Here is a 21,325-nt window from a genome sequence, read left to right on the forward strand (position 1 = left end):
TCGAACTCGCGACCTCAACCTTGGCAAGGTTGCGCTCTACCAACTGAGCTACTCCCGCATTGTCCTGCACCTGCAGCGCCTTGCCGTACAACACGCTGCCAGAAAAATCTGGAGCGGGAGACGAGTCTCGAACTCGCGACCTCAACCTTGGCAAGGTTGCGCTCTACCAACTGAGCTACTCCCGCATGTGTCCTGCATCTGCAGCGCTTTGCCGCACAACACGCTGCCAGAAAAAATCTGGAGCGGGAGACGAGTCTCGAACTCGCGACCTCAACCTTGGCAAGGTTGCGCTCTACCAACTGAGCTACTCCCGCGTATTGCTGCGCCACTTCTACTGCTTCCCCGTCACACACTTACTTCGTCGTGCAGCGGAGAAGCGAGATTATGTCGAAGGCACATTCGTGTGTCAAGAGCTTTTCCAGCCCTTTTTCCAAAAAACCTGCACGCTCGAATGTCCAGGCCCCGGTGCGGGGCCCGTCACGCGCCGCCGCGCTCGCGAATCTGCGGCCATGCGAGCTTCATGTAGTACAGCATCGACCAGATCGTCAGCACCGCCGCGAGATACATCAGCCACTCGCCCCACACGCGCGTGTCGATCGTCGCGATGCCGAGCGGCAGCGGGCCGTAGTACAGCAGCATCGGGATCGCGACCATCTGGCACGCGGTCTTGAACTTGCCGAGCTGATTCACCGCGACGCTCTTCGATGCGCCGATCTGTGCCATCCATTCGCGCAGCGCCGAGATCGCGATCTCGCGACCGACGATCACGAGCGCGATCGCCGCATCGACCCGCGAAATCTGCACGAGGATCAGCAGCGCGGCCGTCACCATCAGCTTGTCCGCCACCGGGTCGAGGAACGCGCCGAACGACGACGTCTGGTTCCACTTGCGGGCCAGAAACCCGTCGAACCAGTCGGTCAGCGCGGCGAGGATGAAGATCGCCGCTGCCGCGAGGTTGCGGTGCGCGCCGCCCATCACCGTGTCCGGCAGATAGAACACGCCGACGACGAGCGGGATCAGCACGATCCGTACCCACGTCAGGAAAATCGGGAAATTGAACGGCATGGCATGCGGGTCAGTAAAGGATTCGCAATTGTGCCGTGTCGACCGGCCTGCCACAAGAACGCGAGAACGCGAGAACGCGCGCAGGGGCCGCCGGCCGCACGGCCGGATCAGTGAAGCTGCTTGTAGATCTGCTCGGCGAGCGCATGCGAGATGCCATCGACGCTCGCCAGTTCCTCGACGCTCGCGGCAACCACCCCGCGCAGCCCGCCGAATCGCGCGAGCAGCCGCTGTCGACGTTTCGCACCGACCCCTTCAAGCTCCTCGAGCCGGGAGGTCTGCCGGGCCTTCGCCCGCTTCGCGCGCATCCCCGTGATCGCAAAACGGTGCGCCTCGTCGCGGATCTGCGCGACGAGCATCAACGCGGCACTCTCCTTGCCAAGCTCGAGCGGCGTGCGGCCGTCCGCGAACACGAGCGTCTCGAGACCAACCTTGCGCCCCTCGCCCTTCGCGACGCCGACCAGCATCGACGTGTCGAGCCCGAGCTCGGTAAATACCTGGCGCGCGATCTCGACCTGACCCTTGCCCCCATCGATCAACACGATGTTCGGCAGCAAGCCCGACGCCTCGGCCTGGCGAGTCGATTCGCCGTCGATGCCGGCCGCGGCGTCGGCGGCGGCCGCCTGCGCGGCCTGCTCGACCATCTTCTCGTAGCGGCGCGTCAGCACCTGCCGCATCGCCGCGTAATCGTCTCCCGGCGTGATCCCGGTAATGTTGTAGCGACGGTACTCGCCCGACTGCATCTTGTGATGGTGATAGACGACGCACGACGCCTGCGTCGCCTCGCCCATCGTATGGCTGATGTCGAAGCATTCGATGCGCAGCGTCGCGAGATCGTCGCATTCGAAGCTGAGCGTCTCCGCGAGCGCGCGCGTGCGCGCCTGCTGCGAGCCCTGCTCGGACAGCAGCCGCGCGAGCGCGAGCCGCGCATTCTGCTCGGCCATCGACAGCCATGCGCGCCGCTGCCCTTGCGGCTGACGCACGAGCGACACCTTGTGGCCCGCCTGCTCGGACAGCAGTTCGAGCAAATCGCGGCTCGCGGGCGCATGGCTCACGACCAGCACGGGCGGCACGCGGTTGCCGAGATAGTGCTGCGCGATGAACGCATCGAGCACCTCGGCCTCGACCGACGCCCCCGCATCGCGTGCCCCGGCCGCTTCTTCCGCGAGCGGGTCGGGCAACGCGCCAGCGGCTTCGGCGGCGGCGTCCGCCACCTCGGCCTCGTCGCCGAGCCCGCCTTCCGCAAGCGTCAGCGCACTTTCGACGTGCGTCGGGAAATAGGCCTTGTCGCCGAGATGCCGGCCGCCGCGCACCATCGCCAGGTTCACGCACACGCGCCCGCCCTGCGCGACGACCGCCAGGATGTCGACGTCGCTGTCGCTGCCGACCTCGATCGCCTGCTGATGCAACACCGTCGCGAGCGAGCTCATCTGGTTGCGCACGGCCGCCGCCTGCTCGAACTTCAGCTCGGCCGCGAACGCGTGCATCTTCTGCTCGAGTTCCTTCATCACTTCGGACTGCCGGCCGAGCAGGAAGCGCGCGGCATTCGACACGTCGATCGCGTAGTCGTCCGCGGAAATCGCACCGACGCACGGTGCCGTGCAGCGCCCGATCTGATGCAGCAGGCACGGCCGCGTGCGATTGTTGAAGACCGAGTCCTCGCAGGTGCGCAACTGGAACACGCGCTGCAGGATCTGGATGCTCTCGCGCACGGCCCACGCGCTCGGGAACGGCCCGAAATACTGGTTCTGCTTGTCGACCGAGCCGCGGTAGTACGCCATGCGCGGAAAGCGGTGCGCGGTGAGCTTCAGGTACGGATACGACTTGTCGTCGCGAAACAGGATGTTGTAGCGCGGCGCCAGCGCCTTGATCAGGTTGTTCTCGAGCAGCAGCGCCTCGGCCTCCGAGCGTGTGACGGTCGTCTCGATGCGCGCGATGCGCGTGACCATCATCGCGATGCGCGGCGACAGCTGGGTCTTCGTGAAATAGCTCGAGACACGCTTCTTCAGGTCGCGCGCCTTGCCGACGTAAAGCACGGCACCCGCCGTGTCGTAGTAGCGGTAGACGCCCGGCAGGTGCGGCAACTGCGCGAGGATCTTCTTCGGTTCGAACGGGAGGTCGGCGGCTTCTGGGGGTGTCATGCGTGATCCGGGTGCCTTGTGGCGCGGAACAGGTCCATTAGAATCGCCAGTTTAGAGCATTCACCGGCCCGCTTCGATGCCCAGCACCACCTCCGTCCCCGCCTCGCCTTCATCGCTCGCGCCCGACGAACCGATCGCGTGCGACCTCTTCTGCACCGTGATCGACAACTTCGGCGACATCGGCGTGTGCTGGCGCCTCGCCCGCCAGCTCGCGCACGAACACGACTGGCAGGTGCGCCTCTTCATCGACGACCTGCGCACGTTCGCGCGGCTGCTGCCGGGGGTCGATCCCGATGCGGGGCGGCAGACGCTCGACGGCATCGTGGTCGAACACTGGCACGCGGAAGTCGGCGACGCGCTGGAGATCGCCGATGTCGTGATCGAGGCGTTCGCGTGCGAGCTGCCCGGCGCGTATCTCGCGGCGATGGCGCGCCGCGCGCGCCGTCCCGTCTGGATCAACCTCGAATACCTGAGCGCCGAGGACTGGGTCGCGGATTTCCATTTGCGCCCGTCGCCGCATCCGCGCTATCCGCTGCTGAAGACGTTCTTCTTCCCGGGACTGTCGGCCGGCACGGGCGGCGTGCTGAAGGAACACGATCTCGACGCGCGCCGCGCCGCCTTCGAAGCCGACGCGGCGGCGCGTACCGCCTGGTGGCAGCGTGCGACCGGCGACGCGCCGCCGGCGCCCGGCACAACGGTCGTCAGCCTGTTCGCGTATGAAAACCCGGCCGTCGACGCGCTGCTCGCGCAGTGGCGCGACAGCCCGTCGCCCGTCGTCGCGCTCGTGCCCGCCGGCCGCGTGTCGCCCGACGTGGCCCGCTTTTTCGGGGTCGAATCGTTCGGCGCCGGCGCACGCGCGACGCGTGGCAACCTGAGCGCATACGGGCTGGCGTTCGTCCCGCAGGCCGACTATGACGCGCTGCTGTGGGTGGCCGACGTCAATTTCGTGCGTGGCGAGGACTCGTTCGTCCGCGCGCAATGGGCGCGCAAGCCGTTCGTCTGGCAGATCTACCCGCAGGCCGACGATGCGCACCTGCCGAAGCTCGACGCGGCGCTTGCGCACCTGTCGGCCGGCCTTGCCGACGCGCCACGCGCCGCGCTCGAGCGCTTCTGGCATGCATGGAACGGCGCCGGCACGCCCGACTGGGCCGATTTGCGCCAGCACCGTGCCGCGCTGGACGCCAATGCAGCCCGCTGGGCCGACGCACTGGCGAGCGTCGGCGATCTCGCCGGAAAGCTGGCGGAATACGCAAAATCTCAGTTAAAATAAGCGGTTATCCGACGGCTGACCAGGCAAGCGCTCGCTTTTGGCGTCCACCGGAAAAGCACGCTTGGCGCCTCACCCGTTGCGCAACGCTCAGGCACCTATTTATTTGATTTGATCAGGACAGTTTTTTTATGAAAACCGCACAGGAACTCCGCGTAGGCAACGTCGTGCAGATCGGCAGCGACGCATGGGTCATCGCCAAGGCCGAATACAACAAGTCGGGCCGTAACTCCGCCGTCGTCAAGATGAAGATGAAGAACCTGCTGACGAACGCAGGTCAGGAATCGGTCTACAAGGCTGACGACAAGTTCGACGTCGTCGTGCTCGACCGCAAGGAAGTGACGTACTCGTACTTTGCCGACCCGATGTACGTGTTCATGGACGCCGACTACAACCAGTTCGAAGTCGAAGCGGAAATGATGGGCGAAGCGCTGAACTACCTCGAAGACGGCATGGCTTGCGAAGTCGTGTTCTACAACGAGAAGGCGATTTCTGTCGAACTGCCGACGGTCCTCGTTCGCGAGATCACCTACACGGAGCCGGCAGTCAAGGGCGACACGTCGTCGGGCAAGGTGCTGAAGAACGCCAAGCTCGCGACGGGCTTCGAACTGCAAGTGCCGCTGTTCTGCAACACCGGTGACAAGATCGAAATCGATACGCGCACGAACGAATACCGCAGCCGCGCGTAATCGCCCGCGATTGCCGTGTCGAATAAAGCGCCCTTCGGGGCGCTTTTTATTTGTCTGCCGCCAACAGCACCGCGCGCGGTACCATGGGCAACACAAAATCCAGCACTAAAGGTATTCAATTTGTATCATCGGTAACTGTTTTATAGCGACGAAGAAATAATGCACGTCGCGCGTTCAGCGGGGCATAGAATCAGTTTTTAATCTGACATGCGGCTGCAGCCTGCTCGATGGCCGACAGCCCGCCTCTCTTGACTCGACTCGCGTCCACCATGCCACACGCCCTGATTGTCGAAGACGATCCCAACAGTCTCTCCGGCCTCACCGCGCTGCTTGCCGCGGACGGCTTCTCGGTCGACACGGCTACGTCGCTTACCGAAGCACGCACGGCGCTCGGCCGCTCGATTCCCGATGTCGTCCTCGTCGACCTGAACCTGCCGGACGGCAGCGGGTTCGACCTGCTCCAGCACCTGCCGCAGCAGCAGCCGAACGGTTCGCTGCCGGTGATCGTGCTGACGGGCAACGCGACGGTCGAAAGCGCGATCGAAGGCCTGCGTCACGGCATCTGGGACTACCTGCTCAAGCCGATCAACATTCCACGCCTGCGCAGCCTGCTGGCCCGGATTCCGCGGCCCTACGAACTGATCGACGAAGTGCAGACGCTGCGCGCGTCGCTGCGCCACCTCGGCCGCTTCGGTGCACTGGTCGGCCGCAGCGAGGCGATGCAGCACGTGTACGACATGATCGAGCACAACGCGCGCACCGAAACGGCCGTGCTGTTCGCTGGCGAAGCCGGCACCGGCAAGAAGCTGGCCGCGCGCACGCTGCACGACCTGAGCCGGCGCCGCAAGGGGCCGTTCGTGTCGTTCGACTGCCGCACGATCGCGGCGGCCGGCCGCCACGGCGCGTCGCTCGACAGCGTGCTGTTCGGCCATGAGCGCGGCGCATTCGACGGCGCCGAGCGGCGCGAATCGGGCCTGTTCGAACAGGCCGGCGGCGGCACGCTGTTCCTCGACGAGATCACCGCCCTGCCGCTCGTGCTGCAGGAAGCGCTGCTGCATGCGCTCGACTCGCAGAATTTCATGCGGATCGGCGGCACGAGCTCGATCGCGAGCGACTTCCGGCTGATCGCGACCACGCGCCGCCCGGCGCGCGAGGCGGTCGCGAACGGCACGCTGCGCGAGGATCTGTGGCTGCGTCTCGATGCGGCGTCGATCATGATGCCGCCGCTGCGCGAGCGCGACGGCGATGCACTCGCCATCGCGGACGCACTGATCGACGAACTGAATCGCGAAGCGCGCGCCACAGGCCGCAGCACGACCGACAAGCGCGCGGCGCCCGGCTTCGTGCGCGAATGCCTGTCGTACGAATGGCCCGGCAACGTGCGCGAACTGCAGGAACGCGTGCGCTTCGCGTATGACGCATCCGGCGACTTCATCGAAACGCTGCGTGCGGGCGAAGCGAGCTTCGCGGCCGGCGCCGCGCTGAACGGCAGCAGCGTGCAGATCAAGGTCGGCACCCCGCTGTCCGACGTCGAGGATCTGCTGATCCGCGCGACGCTCGACGCGGTCGGCGGCACGCGCCATCGCGCGGCGACGCTGCTCGGCATCAGCCCCAAGACGCTGTACAACAAGCTGCAGCGAATGAAGGTCAACTGACCGGGCCGCGGTTGTCGAGGGGGCTGGGCGGGTCTGACGGTTAGTTGCGTACCCCCCCTGCTTCACGCCTGTCATGAAGAAAGCCGCGCAAAAGCGCGGCTTTTTGTTTTCGGCAGCCGGCAAGGCGGCAGCGCGCCGCCCTGCTCCGCTCAAGCCAGCGCGCGGTTCAGCAACGCCTGCGCCTGCAGATAATCGGGCTGCCCGATCAGCTTGTCCCACTTGGGCGCCTTGCCGCGCGCCCGCATGCGCTTGATGCGCCGCCCCGACTCCGCCGATACCTGCGCCTTCAGTTCGTTCAGCACGACCTCGGCCGCGTCCGGCTGGTTGCAGACGAGCACCATGTCGCAGCCGGCGGCGAGCGCCGCATCGGCCGCCTGCGTGAGCGTGCCGCCTTCGCGCGCGGCTTCCATCGACAGGTCGTCGCTGAAGATCGCGCCGGTGAAGCCCAGTTGCCCGCGCAGGATGTCCTGCAGCCACACGCGCGAGAAGCCGGCCGGCCGCTTGTCGACCTGCGTGTAGATCACGTGCGCGGGAATCACCGCGGACAGCGACAGGCCAAGCCAGTCGTACGGCGGGACGTCCTGCTTGAGAATCGCGTCGAGCGACCGGTCGTCGGTCGGCAATGCGACGTGCGAGTCGGCTTCCGCGAAGCCGTGCCCCGGGAAATGCTTGCCGCAGTTCGCCATGCCGGCGAGCGACAGCCCGTGATTCAGGCTCTTCGCGAGCAGCGTGACGACGCGCGGGTCGCGATGGAACGCGCGATCGCCGATCACCTTCGAGTGCCCGTAATCGAGATCGAGCACCGGCGTGAAGCTCATGTCGATTCCGCACGCGCGCAATTCGGCGGCCAGGATATAGCCGACCGCGGTCGCGACCTTCGTCGCGAGCAGCACGTCGCGGTCCCACAGTTCGCCGAGGCGGCGCATCGCGGGCAGCACCGTGAAGCCGTCGGTGCGAAACCGCTGCACGCGGCCGCCTTCGTGATCGACCGCGATCAGGATGTCGTCGCGCACCGCGCGGATCGAGTCGGTCAGCGCGGTCAGCTGCGCGCGGTTCTGGAAATGCCGCGCGAACAGGATCACGCCGCCGGTATTCGGATGCGCAAGGCGCCGCGCATCGTCGCGCGACAGGGCCGTGCCGACGACGTCGAGCATGACCGGGCCGGGAGTCGTTTTCATCAGAATCGGGAAGTCCGTCAGGAAGTGGTTCGGGAAACAGGTTCGGGTGCGGGCGGCGCTGCCGCGCCGGTCTCGGCGATCACGAACGACACCGCGTAGTCGCGTTCGTCGCTGACCGTCACGCGCGCCGTGATGCCGCGCGCGGCGAGCCAGTCGGCCAGTTCGCCGGACGCTACGACGTACGGTTCGCCGCTGCGCTGGTTGAGGGTCTGCAGCGCGCGCCACGTCATCGGCCAGTGCATGCCGAGCCCGATCGCTTTCGAGAACGCTTCCTTCGCGGAGAAACGCGTCGCGAGAAACGCGATGCCGCGCGCCTCGGAGCGCGCACGGCGCGCATGGAACACACGCAGCTCGTCGGGGCCGAGCACCTTCTCGGCAAAGCGGCCACCCGTGCGCTCGAGCACGGCCGCGATGCGGCTCACCTGGACGATGTCGGTGCCGATGCCGTAGATCGCCATGTCAGCGCCCCCCGTGACGTGCGGACGATGCCGGGCAGCCCGCGAAGTGCGCGCGCATGGCATTCATGCGTCAGCGCGCGCCGCCGTGCAACGCGGCGACACGCGCGGCGACCATGATCGCCTTCATCTCGCGTACCGCGTTGTCCCAGCCCGCGAAGATCGCATGCGCGACGAGCGCGTGGCCGATGTTCAGTTCGACGATGCCGTCGATCGCGGCGATCTGCTGCACGTTCGTGTAATGCAGGCCGTGACCGGCGTTGACCTTCAGGCCCAGTTGCGCGCCGGCCTGCACGCCCGCGACGATGCGCTCGTATTCGCGCTGCTGCTCAGCTTCGTCGTGCGCATCGGCGTAGCGGCCGGTATGCAGCTCGATCACCGGCGCGCCGGCTTCGTGCGCGGCACGGATCTGCGTCTCGTCCGGATCGATGAACAGCGACACGCGCACGCCTGCGTCGGCAAGTTGCCTGCATGCCGCACGCACGGCCTCGAAGCGGCCGGCGACGTCGAGGCCGCCTTCGGTCGTCAGCTCCTCGCGCTTCTCGGGCACGAGGCACGCGTCGTGCGGACGCACTTCGCATGCGATGTCGAGCATCTCGGCCGTCACCGCGCATTCGAGGTTCATCCGCGTCTTCAGCAGCGGGCGCAGCTTGCGCACGTCGGCGTCGACGATGTGGCGGCGGTCCTCGCGCAGGTGCAGCGTGATCGCGTCCGCACCGGCCTCTTCGGCGGCGAGCGCCGCGCGGATCGGATCGGGATAGGTCGTACCGCGCGCGTTGCGCAGCGTCGCGACGTGGTCGATATTCACGCCGAGGTCGATGACAGTGGGCGTTGTCAGGAAGAAGCTCATAGGTTTTGCAGGTCGATCAGGATCTGACGCGTGGCAAGCGGCGTACCGCCGAGATAGGTGTTCAACAGGAAGCGCATCAGCGTCTTGCTTTGCGCGACCGTCTGAGCTCGATGGTAATCGTCCTGCTCCATGTCGAGCAACGTCTGTCCGGTAATGACCGGCCAGTGCGACGGCACGTCGTCGTCCGCATTGCGCACGCCACGCTCGGGATCGAACACATAGCGGCAATCGGGCTCGACCGCGCGGCGCGCGACCGTGCGGTTCAGCGCCATCGCATAACCGGTCTCGCGCAACAGCACGCGCTCGAACGAGCGCAGCACCTGCACCGCGGGTTCGCCGTGCGCGAGGCGGGTGAGCGTCAGCACGTAGTGATTGAAGAGCGGCGGCTGGGGATCCTCGCGCGCGCAGAATTTCACGAGCAGCTCGTTCGCGTAGAAGCCGCACAGCAGGCCCTCGCCGCCGAGCGGCAGCATCCCGCCCACCCACTCGGCGCCCGTCAGCGTGCGCACTTCGGATTTGCCCGACCAGGACAGCAGCAACGGCTGGAACGTCTGGAGCACGCCGCGCAACGCGGAGTGCGGGCGCTTCGCGCCCTTCGCGACGAGCGCGAGACGGCCGTGATCGCGCGTGAGCACGTCGATGATCAGGCTCGTTTCCCGGTACGGATAGCTGTGCAGCACGAACGCCGGTTGCTCGGCGACGCGGAAATCGGACGTGCGAGACGTCGCGCGCCGCGCCTTCCGGCGCGGCGGTTCGGGCGGTGCCGGCAGCGGCGCGTCGTTCGCGCCGGCGGTCACCGCGTCTTCGGTCGACGTCAGCGCGTCATTCGTACCCATAGGCGCGCAGCCCCGCCTCGTTGTCGGCCCAGCCGCTCTTCACCTTCACGAAGGTCTCGAGGTACACGGGGCCGTCGAACAGCTTTTCCATGTCCATCCGCGCCTCGGTGCTGATCTGCTTGAGCTTCTCGCCCTTCTTTCCGATCACCATCGCCTTGTGCGAATCGCGTTCGACGAGGATCGTCGCGAAGATGCGCTTCAGGCGCCCTTCCTCCTCGAACTTGTCGATCAGGACGGTGCTCGTGTAAGGCAGTTCGTCGCCGGTCCAGCGGAACACCTTCTCGCGCAGGATCTCGGCTGCGAGGAAGCGCGAGCTGCGGTCGGTCAGCTCGTCCTCGCCGTAGATCGGCTCGCCTTCCGGCAGGTACGGCTTGACCGTATCCAGCAGGCGCTTGATGTCTTCCGGCCGCTGCGCCGACAGCGGCACGAGTTCGGTGAATTCGCGCAGCCCGCTCATCTGCTGCATGAACGGGAACAGCTTCGCCTTGTCGGTCACGCGGTCGATCTTGTTCGCGATCAGCAGCGTCGGCATGCCGGGCGGGATCAGGTCGAGCACCTTCTGGTCGTCGGGCCCGAAGCGGCCGGCCTCGATCACGAACAGGATCACGTCGACCGACGTGAGGGTCGACGTGACCGCGCGATTCAGCGAGCGGTTCAGCGCGGTGCTGTGGCGGGTCTGGAAGCCCGGCGTGTCGACGAACACGAATTGCGCGTCGTCGAACGTGTTGATGCCGGTGATGCGATGGCGGGTCGTTTGCGCCTTGCGCGACGTGATGCTGATCTTCTGGCCGACGAGTGCGTTCATCAACGTCGACTTGCCGACGTTCGGACGGCCCACGATCGCGATCATGCCGCAACGGAATCCGGTAGGAGCGGGAGTGTTCATATCGTTTGGGAGACAGGTTCAGAACCGGCCGCGCGACGACGTGCGGCACGATCGATGGGCAATTTCAGTGGTCGGCATCAGCCACGCGCGCCTGCGCGGCAGCGAGGCTTGCACCGCCCGGCGGCGTCTCGGAGTCGGGCGCCGCGGCATCGCGGGCGCGCGGCGTCGCACGCGAATCGGGATCGGAATCGGCGGCCGGCTTCTCGGCGGTGACCGATGCGCCCGGCTCGGTCGCCATGCCGGCCGGCTTGTCGCTGACGCGGGGGGCGGCTTCCGCCGGCTTCTCGGCAGGCCTTTCGGCAGGTTTATCGGCCGTCGCCTTCGTCGACCGGTCGCTCTTGTCCGCAGCCGGTTCCACATGCGCTGCGCGAATCGCGGCCATCGGCGCCGGGGCCGGCCGTTCGGCCGGCTCCGCGGCGGCGCCGGACGCCGCTGCGGCCGCCTTCGCGTCGCGTGCCGCCGCACGTTCCTTCCGTTCCGGGGAACGCAGGTCGAGTGCTTCCTGCACGCCCTTCACGCCCGGCACGATTTCGGGCTCGACATGCTTCGACCCGCGTGCGTTCTTCGAACGCTTCGGTTTCGCCGCCAGCATCGGCGCGGCCGCCAGCACCTCGTCGAGCGCCTTCTTCGCGGCAGCCTGCTCGGCCGCACGCCGGCTCGCACCGGAGCCCGACACCTTCACGTCGAGCTTGGGCACCGTGCATTCGACCTCGAACTGTTGATTGTGCGCCGCACCATGGGTCGCGACGACCGTGTAGGTCGGCAGCGCGATCTTGTGCCCTTGCAGGTATTCCTGCAGCAGCGTTTTCGCGTCCTTGCCGAGCGTGCGCGGATCGATGTGGTCGAGAATCGGGATATAGAGGCGCTTGATGACCCCCTGGGCGGCTTCGAAGCCGCCATCGAGGAATACGGCCCCGATGATGGCTTCGAACGCGTCCGCGAGGATCGACGGGCGGCGGAAGCCGCCGCTGCGCAACTCGCCCTCGCCCAGCCGCAATCCTTCGGAGATATTCAGGGCCTGAGCGATTTCATACAGCGACTGCTGCTTGACGAGATTGGCGCGCACGCGCGACAGATCGCCTTCGTCCAGCTTGCTGAAACGCTGGAACAAAAGGGCGGCCACCGCGCAATTCAGAACGGAGTCGCCGAGAAACTCGAGCCGCTCGTTGTGCGTGGCACTGTGACTGCGATGGGTCAAAGCCTGACGCAACAATTCCGCATTGCGAAATTCGTAGCGTAGCCGGCTTTCCAACTGGGATGGGGGCATGTGCAGGAGTATAACGCGGGCGCCCGGTCGGGCCGAAACGGCACGGCCGGACGCGAAAAGGCGTGGCGAGGCGGTGTTACCGCCGGTTCTTAAAGTAGTTCGGCAATACGCGACGCGGCCCGTGCGCCGCGTATTGCGTGCGAGTCGAACGCGATCAGTTGAAGGAACCGATGCGCTTCAGGTCGCTGAAGTTCATCCAGATGAAGAACGCGCGGCCGACGATGTTGTTGTCCGGCACGAAACCCCAATAGCGGCTGTCCGCGCTGTTGTCGCGGTTGTCGCCCATCATGAAGTAGTGACCGGGCGGCACCTTGCAGATCACACCGCGGCTGTTGTACGTGCAGTTGTCACGATACGGATAGTCGTAGGCGCCCATCACGAACGGCGGCACGGCGGGATTGTTGAGGATCGCGTTCTTCTTCGTGCCGAGCGTTTCCTCGAACTGCTTCGCGTAGTTCTGCCGCTCGTCGTCGAAGAAATCCGGCAGCGGCGTTTCGGGCACCGGCTGACCATTGATCGTCAGCTGCTTGTCCTGGTACGCGACCGTGTCGCCCGGCAGGCCGATCACGCGCTTGATGTAGTCGACCGACTCGTCCTTCGGATAGCGGAACACGACGACGTCGCCGCGCGACAGCGGGCTACCCTGCGTGATCTTCGTGTTCGTGATCGGCAGGCGCAGACCGTATTCGAACTTGTTGACGAGGATGAAATCGCCGACCAGCAGCGTCGGCACCATCGAGCCCGACGGGATCTTGAACGGCTCGACGACGAACGAACGCACGACGAACACGGCCAGGATCACCGGGAAGAAGCTCGCGGTGTACTCGAGCCACCACGGCTGGCGCAGCCTTTCGTCGCGCAGCTTCGAACGCGTCTGCGCCGCGTTTTCGTCCGCGAAACGCTTGTCGATGCGCGACTGCTGGCGATCGAACTCCTCGATCGCCGTATCGGCCGCCTTGCGTCGCCGCGGCAGGAACACCAGTTTGTCCAACACCCACGCTACGCCCGTCACCACGACGAGCACAAAAAGAATCAGCGCAAAATTCATAAAAGGATCAGTCCTGTTATTTGTCTTCGACGCGCAAGATCGCGAGGAACGCCTCCTGCGGGATCTCGACCGAACCCACCTGCTTCATGCGTTTCTTACCTTCTTTCTGCTTCTCGAGCAGTTTCTTCTTTCGCGTGATGTCGCCGCCGTAGCACTTCGCGAGCACGTTCTTGCGCAGCGCCTTGATGTTCTCGCGGGCAACGATGTGCGCGCCGATCGCGGCCTGGATCGCCACGTCGTACATCTGGCGCGGGATGATCTCGCGCATCTTCGCGGCGACTTCACGGCCGCGGTACTGCGACTGCGACCGGTGCACGATGATCGACAGCGCGTCGACCTTGTCGCCGTTGATCAGCATGTCGACCTTCACGACGTCCGACGAGCGGTATTCCTTGAACTCGTAGTCCATCGACGCATAGCCGCGCGACACCGACTTCAGTCGATCGAAGAAGTCGAGCACGATTTCCGCCATCGGGATCTCGTACGTGAGCTGCACCTGGCGGCCGTGATACTGCATGTTGATCTGCGAGCCGCGCTTCTGCTCGCACAGCGTGATCACGGAACCGACGTAGTCCTGCGGCATGTACAGGTTCACGGTGACGATCGGCTCGCGAACTTCCGCGATGCGGCCGGGCTCCGGCATCTTTGCCGGGTTCTCGACCATGATCGTCGAGCCATCGCTCTGCACGACCTCGTAGACGACCGTCGGTGCGGTCGTGATGAGGTCCATGTCGAATTCGCGCTCGAGCCGCTCCTGCACGATTTCCATGTGCAGCAGCCCGAGGAAGCCGCAGCGGAACCCGAAGCCGAGCGCCTGCGACACTTCCGGTTCGTACTGCAGCGACGCGTCGTTGAGCTTCAGCTTCTCGAGCGACTCGCGCAGCGCGTCGTACTGGTTCGCTTCGACCGGATAGAGGCCCGCGAACACCTGCGGCTTCACTTCCTTGAAGCCCGGCAGCGGCTCCGCGGCAGCCTTGGTCACGTGCGTGACGGTATCGCCGACCTTCGCGGCCGTCAGTTCCTTGATGCCGGCGATGATGAAGCCCACCTGCCCCGCGGACAGCGAGTCGAGATTGCGCGACTTCGGCGTGAACACGCCGACATGCTCGACCGGATACTGCGCGCCGGTCGCCATCATCTTGATCTTGTCCTTCGGGCGCAGCGTGCCGTTGACGATGCGCACGAGCATCACGACGCCGACGTAGTTGTCGAACCACGAGTCGATGATCAGCGCCTGCAGCGGCGCGGCCGGATCGCCCTTCGGCGGCGGCACCTTCGCGATCAGCGCTTCGAGCACGTCCTCGACGCCGAGGCCCGTCTTCGCGCTGCAGCGCGTCGCGTCGGTCGCGTCGATGCCGATCACGTCCTCGATCTCCTCGATCGCGTTCTCGGGGTTCGCGGCCGGCAGGTCGATCTTGTTCAGCACCGGCACGACCTCGACGCCGAGCTCGATCGCCGTGTAGCAGTTCGCGACCGTCTGCGCCTCGACGCCCTGGCTCGCGTCGACCACGAGCAGCGCGCCTTCGCACGCGGACAGCGAACGGCTGACTTCGTACGAGAAGTCGACGTGCCCCGGCGTATCGATCAGGTTGAGGTTGTAGACCTTGCCGTCGCGGGCGCGATAGCTCAGTGCGGCCGTCTGCGCCTTGATCGTGATGCCGCGCTCGCGCTCGATATCCATCGAGTCGAGCACCTGCGCTTCCATTTCACGGTCGGCGAGGCCGCCGCATACCTGGATGATGCGATCCGCGAGCGTCGATTTGCCATGGTCGATGTGCGCGATGATCGAGAAATTGCGAATATGATCCATTCAGTGCCGATCAAGCGAAAAAGGCGCGCTCGACGACTGCGGAGCACGCCTTGTAAGTCGGTGAAAAAACGGCTTATTTTAGCCGAAAAGGCCTTGGCCGGGCGGTAATTTGGGGCGCACCCCGCCGGAGCCCTTGCCAGACGAGCCGGCAGCGCAAGCCCATCACGGGGCGCGACCGGCCGGCGTCCGGGCAGGATTCAGCGCCGGGCCGCAAGCGCGCCGCGCACCCTCGCCTCGTCGAACCGGTGGCGGCATACTTCCGCGCCGTCCAGCAGCAGCACCGGAACGTCCTCGTCGTAGCGGGCGACGAGCGCCGCATCGGCATCGATGTCGACATGGTCGACCGCGACGCCGAATTCGGCCGCGACGGGCGCCAGCGCGTCGCGCATGTCGTCGCACAGGTGACACCAGCCGCGGCCGTAGAGCGTGAACATCGGCGCGTTACTTCTGGCTCGGGCGCGGACGCACCGGCACGAACTGCGTGTTGTCGCCGCGCCGCACCAGCACCGCGACCGCCTTCTGCGGATCAAGCTGCGCGGTCACTTCGGCGAACTGCTTCGCGCTCGTGATGTCGGTGTCGCCGACGCGCAGCACGATGTCGCCGCGCTGCAGGCCCGCACGGGCCGACGGGCCGTCGACGCCGTCGATCTGCACACCGTTCTTCAGCTTCAGCGACTTCATCTGGTCCGCCGGAATGTCGCTGACCGTCAGGCCGAGCGAATTGGCCGGGCGCGGCTTCTGCGGCGCGTTCTTGCGCTGCTCGGTCTTCGCCGTCGTCTCCGCCGGCGTCTCGGCGATCGTGATCGGTACATCGCGTGCCTGACCCTTGCGCCACACGCTGACGGTCGCCCTGGTGCCCGGCTTCGTGTCGCCGACCATGCGCGGCAGATCCGACGCCGTATCGACCGGCCGGCCGTTGAACTTCAGGATGATGTCGCCCGGCTGGATGCCCGCCTTGTCGGCCGGACCGCCCGCTTCCACGCTGCTGACGAGCGCACCCTCGGCCTTCGGCAGCCCGATCGAATCGGCCACGTCCTTCGTCACCTCGCCGATCGCCACCGCGATGCGGCCGCGCGTCACCTTGCCGGTCGCCTTCAGCTGGTCGGCCACGCGCATCGCCTCGTCGATCGGGATCGCGAACGAAATGCCCATGAAACCGCCGGTGCGGCTGTAGATCTGCGAGTTGATGCCGATCACCTCGCCCTGCATGTTGATCAGCGGGCCGCCCGAGTTGCCGGGGTTCACCGCGACGTCGGTCTGGATGAACGGCAGGTAATCGCCCGTGTTGCGGCTCTTCGAGCTGACGATGCCGGCCGTCACGGTGTTGTCGAGGCCGAACGGCGAACCGATCGCGACGACCCACTCGCCGACGCGCACCTTGTTCGAATCGCCGATCGCAACGACCGGCAGGTTCGACGCCTGGATCTTGACGACCGCGACGTCCGTGCGGTCGTCCACGCCGATCAGCTTCGCCTTGAATTCGCGCTTGTCGGTCAGCGTCACGTAGATGGTGTCCGCATCGTCGACGACGTGCGCATTGGTCATCACGTAGCCGTCCGCCGACACGATGAAGCCCGAACCGACGCCGCGATTCTGCTCGGTGTCGGGCGGGTTGTCCGGCGCCGGCGCGTTCTTCGGGTTGCCGTTGCCGTTGCCGGGCGCCTGCGGCAGCGGAATGCCGAAGAAGCGCCGGAAGAATTCCGACATGTCGCCATTGTCGAACCCCGGCGGCAGCACGCCGCGCGGGCCGGGCACCGGCACGTTCGCGGTGGTCCGGATGTTCACGACCGCCGGGCCCACCTTTTCGACCAGATCGGCGAAGTCGGGAAGGCTCGCAGCGGGAGGCGTGACAGCGGCCGCGGTTTGCGGGACGAGCGGCAGGCAGGCACACAGCGCCGCCACCGCAAGCACTTTGCGCAGCGTGAGTTTCGTCATGTCGGAAGCCGTAGCGTTACTTGGAAGCCTTGTATTCTATGGCAGACGCGAACTGCTGCAACGTGGCCGGCGGCACTTCGCCGAGCACGGTGATCCAGTAATCCCCGCGACGCTTCACGAGGACGTGGGTCGCGCCGGTGCTGCCCGCGCCTTCCTTGCGCGTGTTCTTTTCAGCCGGCTCGATGAAAACGGAGATCGTCGCGAGGCCGTCGGTGAAGACGGCCTGGTCGACCGGAATCGGCGGATCGCCGGCGTCGCGCGCGGCCATCGGCCGGCGCACTTCGCGAATCTTCCGGAACCCGGCGACGGTCGGCGCGATCTGCCAGCCCTGCGCTTCCATGTCGACGGTCGCGACCGGCGGGCGAACCACCGTCCAGCCGCTCAGGTTGCGCATGCCCGCCGCGATCGCCGCCTTGTCGCCGGCCGAACCGCCCGTCTGGACTTGCGAGAACGCGATCTGCTCGAGCACGTGATCGTTCGCGTCGAGCGTCTGCGAACGCAGCAGCAGCCCGGTGCGGGCGTCGGCCCACAGCTTGTAGGTGAAGCGGTACGCATCCTTCGGCACGAGTTCGACGACCTGCGCATCGAGCCCCGCCACGCGATCCTTGCCGAGCAGCTTCGCATCATAGACGGACATCACGTGCTCGCCGCCCGCGCCGAGCAGCGCGGGGAACGAGTCGCGCGTCTGGCGGCGCTCGACCACGCACAGCTTGCGCTCGGGCACGAACGTGTAGAGCTCGTCGTTATGCCGCAGCACCTTGCGCGGCTTGCCGTCGAGCGACTCGATGCGCTCGAACTCGCCGTCGCGGGACGCCACGTGCGCGATGCGCGACGACTGGACATACCCGCCGCGCTGATAGACGAACGTACCCTCGTAGCTCTGCTGCTGCGCCGCCTGCTGGATGCGGTCGAGCCAGTCCGCCGCACCCTTGCGGGTCGCGACGGGATCGTCCGGTTGCTGGGCGCTGGCAGGAAGGGATTGGACGGACAACAGGGCGGCTGCGCAAAGCAGGAGGGCCGGCAGCCGCTTCCATCCGGAGATGGCGTGATTCAACCGCAATGTCCGCATCGGGTTTATTGGCCTGGCGTGGTGGTCACGGCAGCGCGGATCAGCGGCATCGAGCCCGTGACGACGGGCTGCTGCGCGAATTGCTGGTGCGCTTCAAGGTATTGGTCGAGACTGGCGTCGCGGATGATGTTGACGTCCTGCAGGCCCGGCTGCGCCGATGCCTGTGCGACCGTCACACGCTGCAGGTTGCCGTTCTGCGGCGCGCCTGCCGACGCGACCTGGACGGCGCCCGGCGCACCGGCCGTCTGCATTTGCGGGACGACGATCCACGTCAGCGTGGCTGCCGCGGCGGCCACCGCGAACGCGGGCACGACGCGCCGGCGCAGCGACAGCAGCTTGCGCGCGACCGGCGCGGCGGCCGGCGCGAGCAGGTGCGGCTCGCTTTCGAGCGCGGCCGACATGCGTGCGGCAAATGCGACGCTCAGCGCGGGCGACAGCGCGAGCTCGTCCGAGCGCAGCGCATCGCCGATCAGGTGGTAATGGGCCCACGCAGCGCGATCCGCGCGGTCGAGCTCAGCCAGAAACTGCCCGTGATCCGGGCCGTCGAACAGTTCACCGTCGACCAGCGCGGAAAGGCGCTCGCCGCGCGAGCACGCTTGCGACTGCGTATTGACCGACCCCATGATGCTCCCCATCTTGCACACACCCCGTCGTGATTTCACGACTCTATCCGTAACTAGACCCCGACCCACGTCGTTGCACCCGTCGCGCTTACCAGCGCTTGCCTTCGGGTGTATCGAGCAGCGGACGCAATTTCGCAGCGATTGCCTCGCGCGCCCGGAAGATCCGCGAACGGACCGTCCCGATCGGACAGCCCATCATTTCCGCGATCTCTTCGTAGCTCAGGCCCTCGATCTCGCGCAGCGTAATGGCCTGGCGCAATTCTTCGGGCAGCAAAGCCATGGCAGCGTTGACCGTCTCGGCAATCTGCTTGCTCATCAACATCGACTCAGGCGTGTTGATATCCCTTAGTTGGTCTGCGTCGGAGAAAGTTTCCGCTTCCTCTGCATCGGCCTCGGTCGAGGTCGGTGCCCGGCGACCCTGCGTCGCAAGGTAGTTCTTCGCCGTATTGACGGCAATCCGGTACAACCACGTGTAGAACGCCGACTCGCCACGAAATTGCGGCAGCGCACGATACGCCTTGATGAACGCATCCTGGGCCACATCCTCGACCTCGGCGGGGTCCCGCACGAGGCGCGAGATCAGCCGAATGATCTTGCGGTGGTATTTGGAGACCAGGAGTTCGAACGCTGCCTTGTCGCCTTTCTGTACGCGCTCGACCAGAGCCTGATCGATTTCTTTTTCACTCACCTGACAAATCCATTAACTAGGGATGCAACGCGGAGCGTTATTGTAGCGTTCCGGCGCCGGCCGCTGGTTACGGTCGGTAACCGGGCCGCCGTCACGCCTGCCCCGCCGTGCCCGCGGTACGCGCCAGCACGGAAAGCGCGCTGAACGACGCGGCGTCGAGCGCATCGGCCGGAATCAGCAGCGGCCGGGCGCGCCGGGCGCCCTGCCCGACCGACAGCACGAGCAGCAGGCTGCTCCAGTGTGCATGGCCCGTCACGCGGCCCCGGGCCAGCAAGCGCCCGCTGCGGCCAAACGCCGCAACTTCCCCGAATGCATCGATCCGCAGTTCGGCCGGCAGCCGACGGGCACAGGCCCGCGCGGCCCACACGGCAAGCAGCGCGGCAGTCGCCGCAGCCCCGCACGCGCCGGCGGCGGCACCGGCCCGCGGTGCCCAGAACAGGTACGCGGACGCGGCAGCCGCCGCGACGAACGCGGCCAGCACGACATACGACACGGCCGAGGCCCGCAACGCAAAGCGCTGCGGACGCCCGGCCGGAGCATCGAATGGACTCGTCAAGCGATTCTTCGTCAGACGCGCTTGAACACCAGCGTGCCGTTGGTACCGCCGAAGCCGAAGTTGTTCTTTACGGCAACGTCGATCTTCATGTCACGCGCGGTGTTCGCGCAGTAATCGAGATCGCACTCGGGGTCCTGGTTGAAGATGTTGATGGTCGGAGGCGACACGTTGTTGTGCAGCGCCAGCACCGTGAACACCGATTCGAGGCCGCCCGCGCCACCCAGCAGGTGACCCGTCATCGACTTCGTCGAGTTCACGACGAGCTTGTACGCATGCTCGCCGAAGGCCGCCTTCACCGCGTCGGACTCGTTCTTGTCGCCGAGCGGCGTCGACGTGCCGTGCGCGTTCAGGTACTGGACCGCGTCGGCATTCAGGCCGGCGTCGCGCAGTGCCGCGACCATGCAGCGGCGCGGGCCGTCCATGTTCGGTGCGGTCATGTGGTACGCGTCGCCCGTCATGCCGAAGCCCGCGACTTCCGCGTAGATCTTCGCGCCGCGCGCCTTCGCCGCCTCGTACTCTTCGAGCACCATCACGCCCGAGCCCTCGCCCAGCACGAAGCCGTCGCGGTCCTTGTCCCACGGACGCGATGCGGTAGCCGGATCGTCATTGCGGGTCGACAGCGCGCGCGCGGCGGCGAATCCGCCGATGCCGAGCGGCGACACCGTCGATTCGGCGCCGCCCGCGACCATCACGTCGGCGTCGCCGGCCTGGATCAGGCGCGCAGCGAGGCCGATGCTGTGCAGGCCGGTCGTGCAGGCCGTGACGGCCGCGAGGTTCGGGCCCTTCAGGCCGAACATGATGCTCAGGTGACCCGAGATCATGTTGATGATCGAACCCGGCACGAAGAACGGCGAAATCCGGCGTGCGCCGCGATCGACGTAGGTCTGGTGCGTATCTTCGATCATCGGCAGGCCGCCAATGCCGGAACCGACCAGCACGCCGATGCGTTCCGCATTGGCTTCGTTCACTTCCAGCCCGCTGTCCCGGATGGCCTGGACGCCGGCGGCGATGCCGTAATGGATGAACGTATCCATGTTCCGGGCTTCCTTCGCCGGGATGTACTCCTCGGCGCTGAAACCCTTCACTTCGCCCGCGAAATGGCAGGCGAGGTTCGACGGATCGAACTTCGTGACGGTGGCGATACCGGACTTGCCGGCGACGAGATTGGCCCAGCCGTCGGCAACATTATTGCCAACAGGCGAAATCAGCCCCAGGCCTGTAACAACAACACGACGGCGGCTCACGGTAACCTCTTTTCCATTATTGGATGACAAAAACAAAAGCCACAGTGGCCACAGGAACCAGCCCTG

Annotated in this window: 20 protein-coding genes and 2 tRNA genes; 3 read left to right on the top strand and 19 right to left on the bottom strand. The window is 66.2% G+C overall.

Going from position 1 to position 21,325, the window contains the following annotated elements; translation table 11 throughout:
* Positions 1-109: 109 nt before the first annotated feature.
* The 4 genes from ACTJKF_RS23780 to uvrC form a co-directional block, all read right to left on the bottom strand.
* Positions 110-185: transfer RNA gene (locus ACTJKF_RS23780), tRNA-Gly, on the bottom strand.
* 53 nt (positions 186-238) lie between these two features.
* Positions 239-314 (bottom strand) — tRNA-Gly (locus tag ACTJKF_RS23785).
* A 163-nt stretch (positions 315-477) separates the two neighbouring features.
* Entirely contained in the window at positions 478-1,065 is a 588-nt protein-coding gene (pgsA, locus tag ACTJKF_RS23790; protein ID WP_006757520.1) for a CDP-diacylglycerol--glycerol-3-phosphate 3-phosphatidyltransferase, read from the bottom strand.
* Between the two features lie 107 nt (positions 1,066-1,172).
* Complete coding sequence (uvrC, locus tag ACTJKF_RS23795; protein ID WP_440626637.1) at positions 1,173-3,203, bottom strand: excinuclease ABC subunit UvrC; 2,031 nt, start codon at positions 3,201-3,203, stop codon at positions 1,173-1,175.
* 76 nt (positions 3,204-3,279) lie between these two features.
* Between uvrC and earP the strand changes: the two genes are divergently transcribed.
* The 3 genes from earP to ACTJKF_RS23810 all read left to right on the top strand — a co-directional run bounded on the left by earP (position 3,280) and on the right by ACTJKF_RS23810 (position 6,814).
* Complete coding sequence (gene earP, locus ACTJKF_RS23800) at positions 3,280-4,473, top strand: elongation factor P maturation arginine rhamnosyltransferase EarP (protein WP_440626638.1); 1,194 nt, start codon at positions 3,280-3,282, stop codon at positions 4,471-4,473.
* 128 nt (positions 4,474-4,601) lie between these two features.
* Positions 4,602-5,159, top strand: coding sequence for an elongation factor P (gene efp, locus ACTJKF_RS23805; protein WP_057928039.1), 558 nt, complete (start codon positions 4,602-4,604; stop codon positions 5,157-5,159).
* A 269-nt stretch (positions 5,160-5,428) separates the two neighbouring features.
* Positions 5,429-6,814 carry a sigma-54-dependent transcriptional regulator gene (locus ACTJKF_RS23810; RefSeq protein ID WP_440626640.1) on the top strand — a complete coding sequence of 462 codons (1,386 nt, stop codon included), beginning with the start codon at positions 5,429-5,431 and terminating at the stop codon, positions 6,812-6,814.
* 149 nt (positions 6,815-6,963) lie between these two features.
* Here the strand turns inward: ACTJKF_RS23810 and nagZ are convergent, their stop codons facing one another.
* The 15 genes from nagZ to fabF form a co-directional block, all read right to left on the bottom strand.
* Entirely contained in the window at positions 6,964-7,992 is a 1,029-nt protein-coding gene (nagZ, locus tag ACTJKF_RS23815; protein WP_440626641.1) for a beta-N-acetylhexosaminidase, read from the bottom strand.
* A gap of 17 nt (positions 7,993-8,009) precedes the next feature.
* Positions 8,010-8,450 carry a holo-ACP synthase gene (gene acpS / locus ACTJKF_RS23820; RefSeq protein WP_440626642.1) on the bottom strand — a complete coding sequence of 147 codons (441 nt, stop codon included), beginning with the start codon at positions 8,448-8,450 and terminating at the stop codon, positions 8,010-8,012.
* Positions 8,451-8,520: 70 nt separating this feature from the next.
* Positions 8,521-9,297, bottom strand: a complete 777-nt coding sequence (gene pdxJ, locus ACTJKF_RS23825) for a pyridoxine 5'-phosphate synthase (RefSeq protein WP_440626643.1) — start codon at positions 9,295-9,297, stop codon at positions 8,521-8,523.
* Positions 9,294-10,133: a DNA repair protein RecO gene (recO, locus tag ACTJKF_RS23830; protein WP_440626645.1), complete on the bottom strand. Its 840-nt coding sequence runs from the start codon at positions 10,131-10,133 to the stop codon at positions 9,294-9,296. Before recO ends, pdxJ begins: the two co-directional genes overlap by 4 nt.
* Positions 10,120-11,019 carry a GTPase Era gene (era, locus tag ACTJKF_RS23835; protein ID WP_440626647.1) on the bottom strand — a complete coding sequence of 300 codons (900 nt, stop codon included), beginning with the start codon at positions 11,017-11,019 and terminating at the stop codon, positions 10,120-10,122. Before era ends, recO begins: the two co-directional genes overlap by 14 nt.
* A 64-nt stretch (positions 11,020-11,083) precedes the next feature.
* Entirely contained in the window at positions 11,084-12,286 is a 1,203-nt protein-coding gene (gene rnc, locus ACTJKF_RS23840; protein WP_440626649.1) for a ribonuclease III, read from the bottom strand.
* Between the two features lie 154 nt (positions 12,287-12,440).
* Positions 12,441-13,334 (bottom strand): signal peptidase I, encoded by an 894-nt coding sequence (gene lepB / locus ACTJKF_RS23845; protein ID WP_440626651.1) that lies wholly within the window; start codon positions 13,332-13,334, stop codon positions 12,441-12,443.
* Positions 13,335-13,350: 16 nt separating this feature from the next.
* Positions 13,351-15,144, bottom strand: a complete 1,794-nt coding sequence (gene lepA / locus ACTJKF_RS23850; RefSeq protein ID WP_440626653.1) for a translation elongation factor 4 — start codon at positions 15,142-15,144, stop codon at positions 13,351-13,353.
* 197 nt (positions 15,145-15,341) lie between these two features.
* Positions 15,342-15,578: a glutaredoxin family protein gene (locus ACTJKF_RS23855; protein WP_440626655.1), complete on the bottom strand. Its 237-nt coding sequence runs from the start codon at positions 15,576-15,578 to the stop codon at positions 15,342-15,344.
* A gap of 7 nt (positions 15,579-15,585) precedes the next feature.
* A complete protein-coding gene (locus ACTJKF_RS23860) occupies positions 15,586-17,079 on the bottom strand; it encodes a DegQ family serine endoprotease (RefSeq protein ID WP_440626657.1) in 1,494 nt (497 codons plus the stop codon).
* Between the two features lie 16 nt (positions 17,080-17,095).
* A complete protein-coding gene (locus ACTJKF_RS23865) occupies positions 17,096-18,148 on the bottom strand; it encodes a MucB/RseB C-terminal domain-containing protein (RefSeq protein ID WP_440626659.1) in 1,053 nt (350 codons plus the stop codon).
* A gap of 5 nt (positions 18,149-18,153) precedes the next feature.
* Positions 18,154-18,771 (bottom strand): sigma-E factor negative regulatory protein, encoded by a 618-nt coding sequence (locus ACTJKF_RS23870; RefSeq protein WP_440626758.1) that lies wholly within the window; start codon positions 18,769-18,771, stop codon positions 18,154-18,156.
* A gap of 88 nt (positions 18,772-18,859) precedes the next feature.
* Positions 18,860-19,459: an RNA polymerase sigma factor RpoE gene (rpoE, locus tag ACTJKF_RS23875; RefSeq protein ID WP_006490873.1), complete on the bottom strand. Its 600-nt coding sequence runs from the start codon at positions 19,457-19,459 to the stop codon at positions 18,860-18,862.
* A gap of 91 nt (positions 19,460-19,550) precedes the next feature.
* On the bottom strand, positions 19,551-20,015 hold the full coding sequence (locus tag ACTJKF_RS23880; RefSeq protein ID WP_440626661.1) for a hypothetical protein: 465 nt from the start codon (positions 20,013-20,015) through the stop codon (positions 19,551-19,553).
* 11 nt (positions 20,016-20,026) lie between these two features.
* Positions 20,027-21,259, bottom strand: coding sequence for a beta-ketoacyl-ACP synthase II (gene fabF / locus ACTJKF_RS23885; RefSeq protein ID WP_440626662.1), 1,233 nt, complete (start codon positions 21,257-21,259; stop codon positions 20,027-20,029).
* Positions 21,260-21,325: the final 66 nt, after the last annotated feature.

It is taken from the genome of Burkholderia sp. 22313 (assembly GCF_052045245.1).
Lineage (GTDB): Bacteria > Pseudomonadota > Gammaproteobacteria > Burkholderiales > Burkholderiaceae > Burkholderia.

Excerpts from the sequence above, each read along its gene's own strand:
- pgsA (WP_006757520.1), bottom strand. The coding sequence starts at position 1,065 with ATGCCGTTCAATTTCCCGATTTTCCTGACGTGGGTACGGATCGTGCTG.
- uvrC (WP_440626637.1), bottom strand. The coding sequence starts at position 3,203 with ATGACACCCCCAGAAGCCGCCGACCTCCCGTTCGAACCGAAGAAGATC.
- earP (WP_440626638.1), top strand. The coding sequence starts at position 3,280 with ATGCCCAGCACCACCTCCGTCCCCGCCTCGCCTTCATCGCTCGCGCCC.
- efp (WP_057928039.1), top strand. The coding sequence starts at position 4,602 with ATGAAAACCGCACAGGAACTCCGCGTAGGCAACGTCGTGCAGATCGGC.
- ACTJKF_RS23810 (WP_440626640.1), top strand. The coding sequence starts at position 5,429 with ATGCCACACGCCCTGATTGTCGAAGACGATCCCAACAGTCTCTCCGGC.
- nagZ (WP_440626641.1), bottom strand. The coding sequence starts at position 7,992 with ATGAAAACGACTCCCGGCCCGGTCATGCTCGACGTCGTCGGCACGGCC.
- acpS (WP_440626642.1), bottom strand. The coding sequence starts at position 8,450 with ATGGCGATCTACGGCATCGGCACCGACATCGTCCAGGTGAGCCGCATC.
- pdxJ (WP_440626643.1), bottom strand. The coding sequence starts at position 9,297 with ATGAGCTTCTTCCTGACAACGCCCACTGTCATCGACCTCGGCGTGAAT.
- recO (WP_440626645.1), bottom strand. The coding sequence starts at position 10,133 with ATGGGTACGAATGACGCGCTGACGTCGACCGAAGACGCGGTGACCGCC.
- era (WP_440626647.1), bottom strand. The coding sequence starts at position 11,019 with ATGAACACTCCCGCTCCTACCGGATTCCGTTGCGGCATGATCGCGATC.
- rnc (WP_440626649.1), bottom strand. The coding sequence starts at position 12,286 with ATGCCCCCATCCCAGTTGGAAAGCCGGCTACGCTACGAATTTCGCAAT.
- lepB (WP_440626651.1), bottom strand. The coding sequence starts at position 13,334 with ATGAATTTTGCGCTGATTCTTTTTGTGCTCGTCGTGGTGACGGGCGTA.
- lepA (WP_440626653.1), bottom strand. The coding sequence starts at position 15,144 with ATGGATCATATTCGCAATTTCTCGATCATCGCGCACATCGACCATGGC.
- ACTJKF_RS23855 (WP_440626655.1), bottom strand. The coding sequence starts at position 15,578 with ATGTTCACGCTCTACGGCCGCGGCTGGTGTCACCTGTGCGACGACATG.
- ACTJKF_RS23860 (WP_440626657.1), bottom strand. The coding sequence starts at position 17,079 with ATGACGAAACTCACGCTGCGCAAAGTGCTTGCGGTGGCGGCGCTGTGT.
- ACTJKF_RS23865 (WP_440626659.1), bottom strand. The coding sequence starts at position 18,148 with ATGCGGACATTGCGGTTGAATCACGCCATCTCCGGATGGAAGCGGCTG.
- ACTJKF_RS23870 (WP_440626758.1), bottom strand. The coding sequence starts at position 18,771 with ATGGGGTCGGTCAATACGCAGTCGCAAGCGTGCTCGCGCGGCGAGCGC.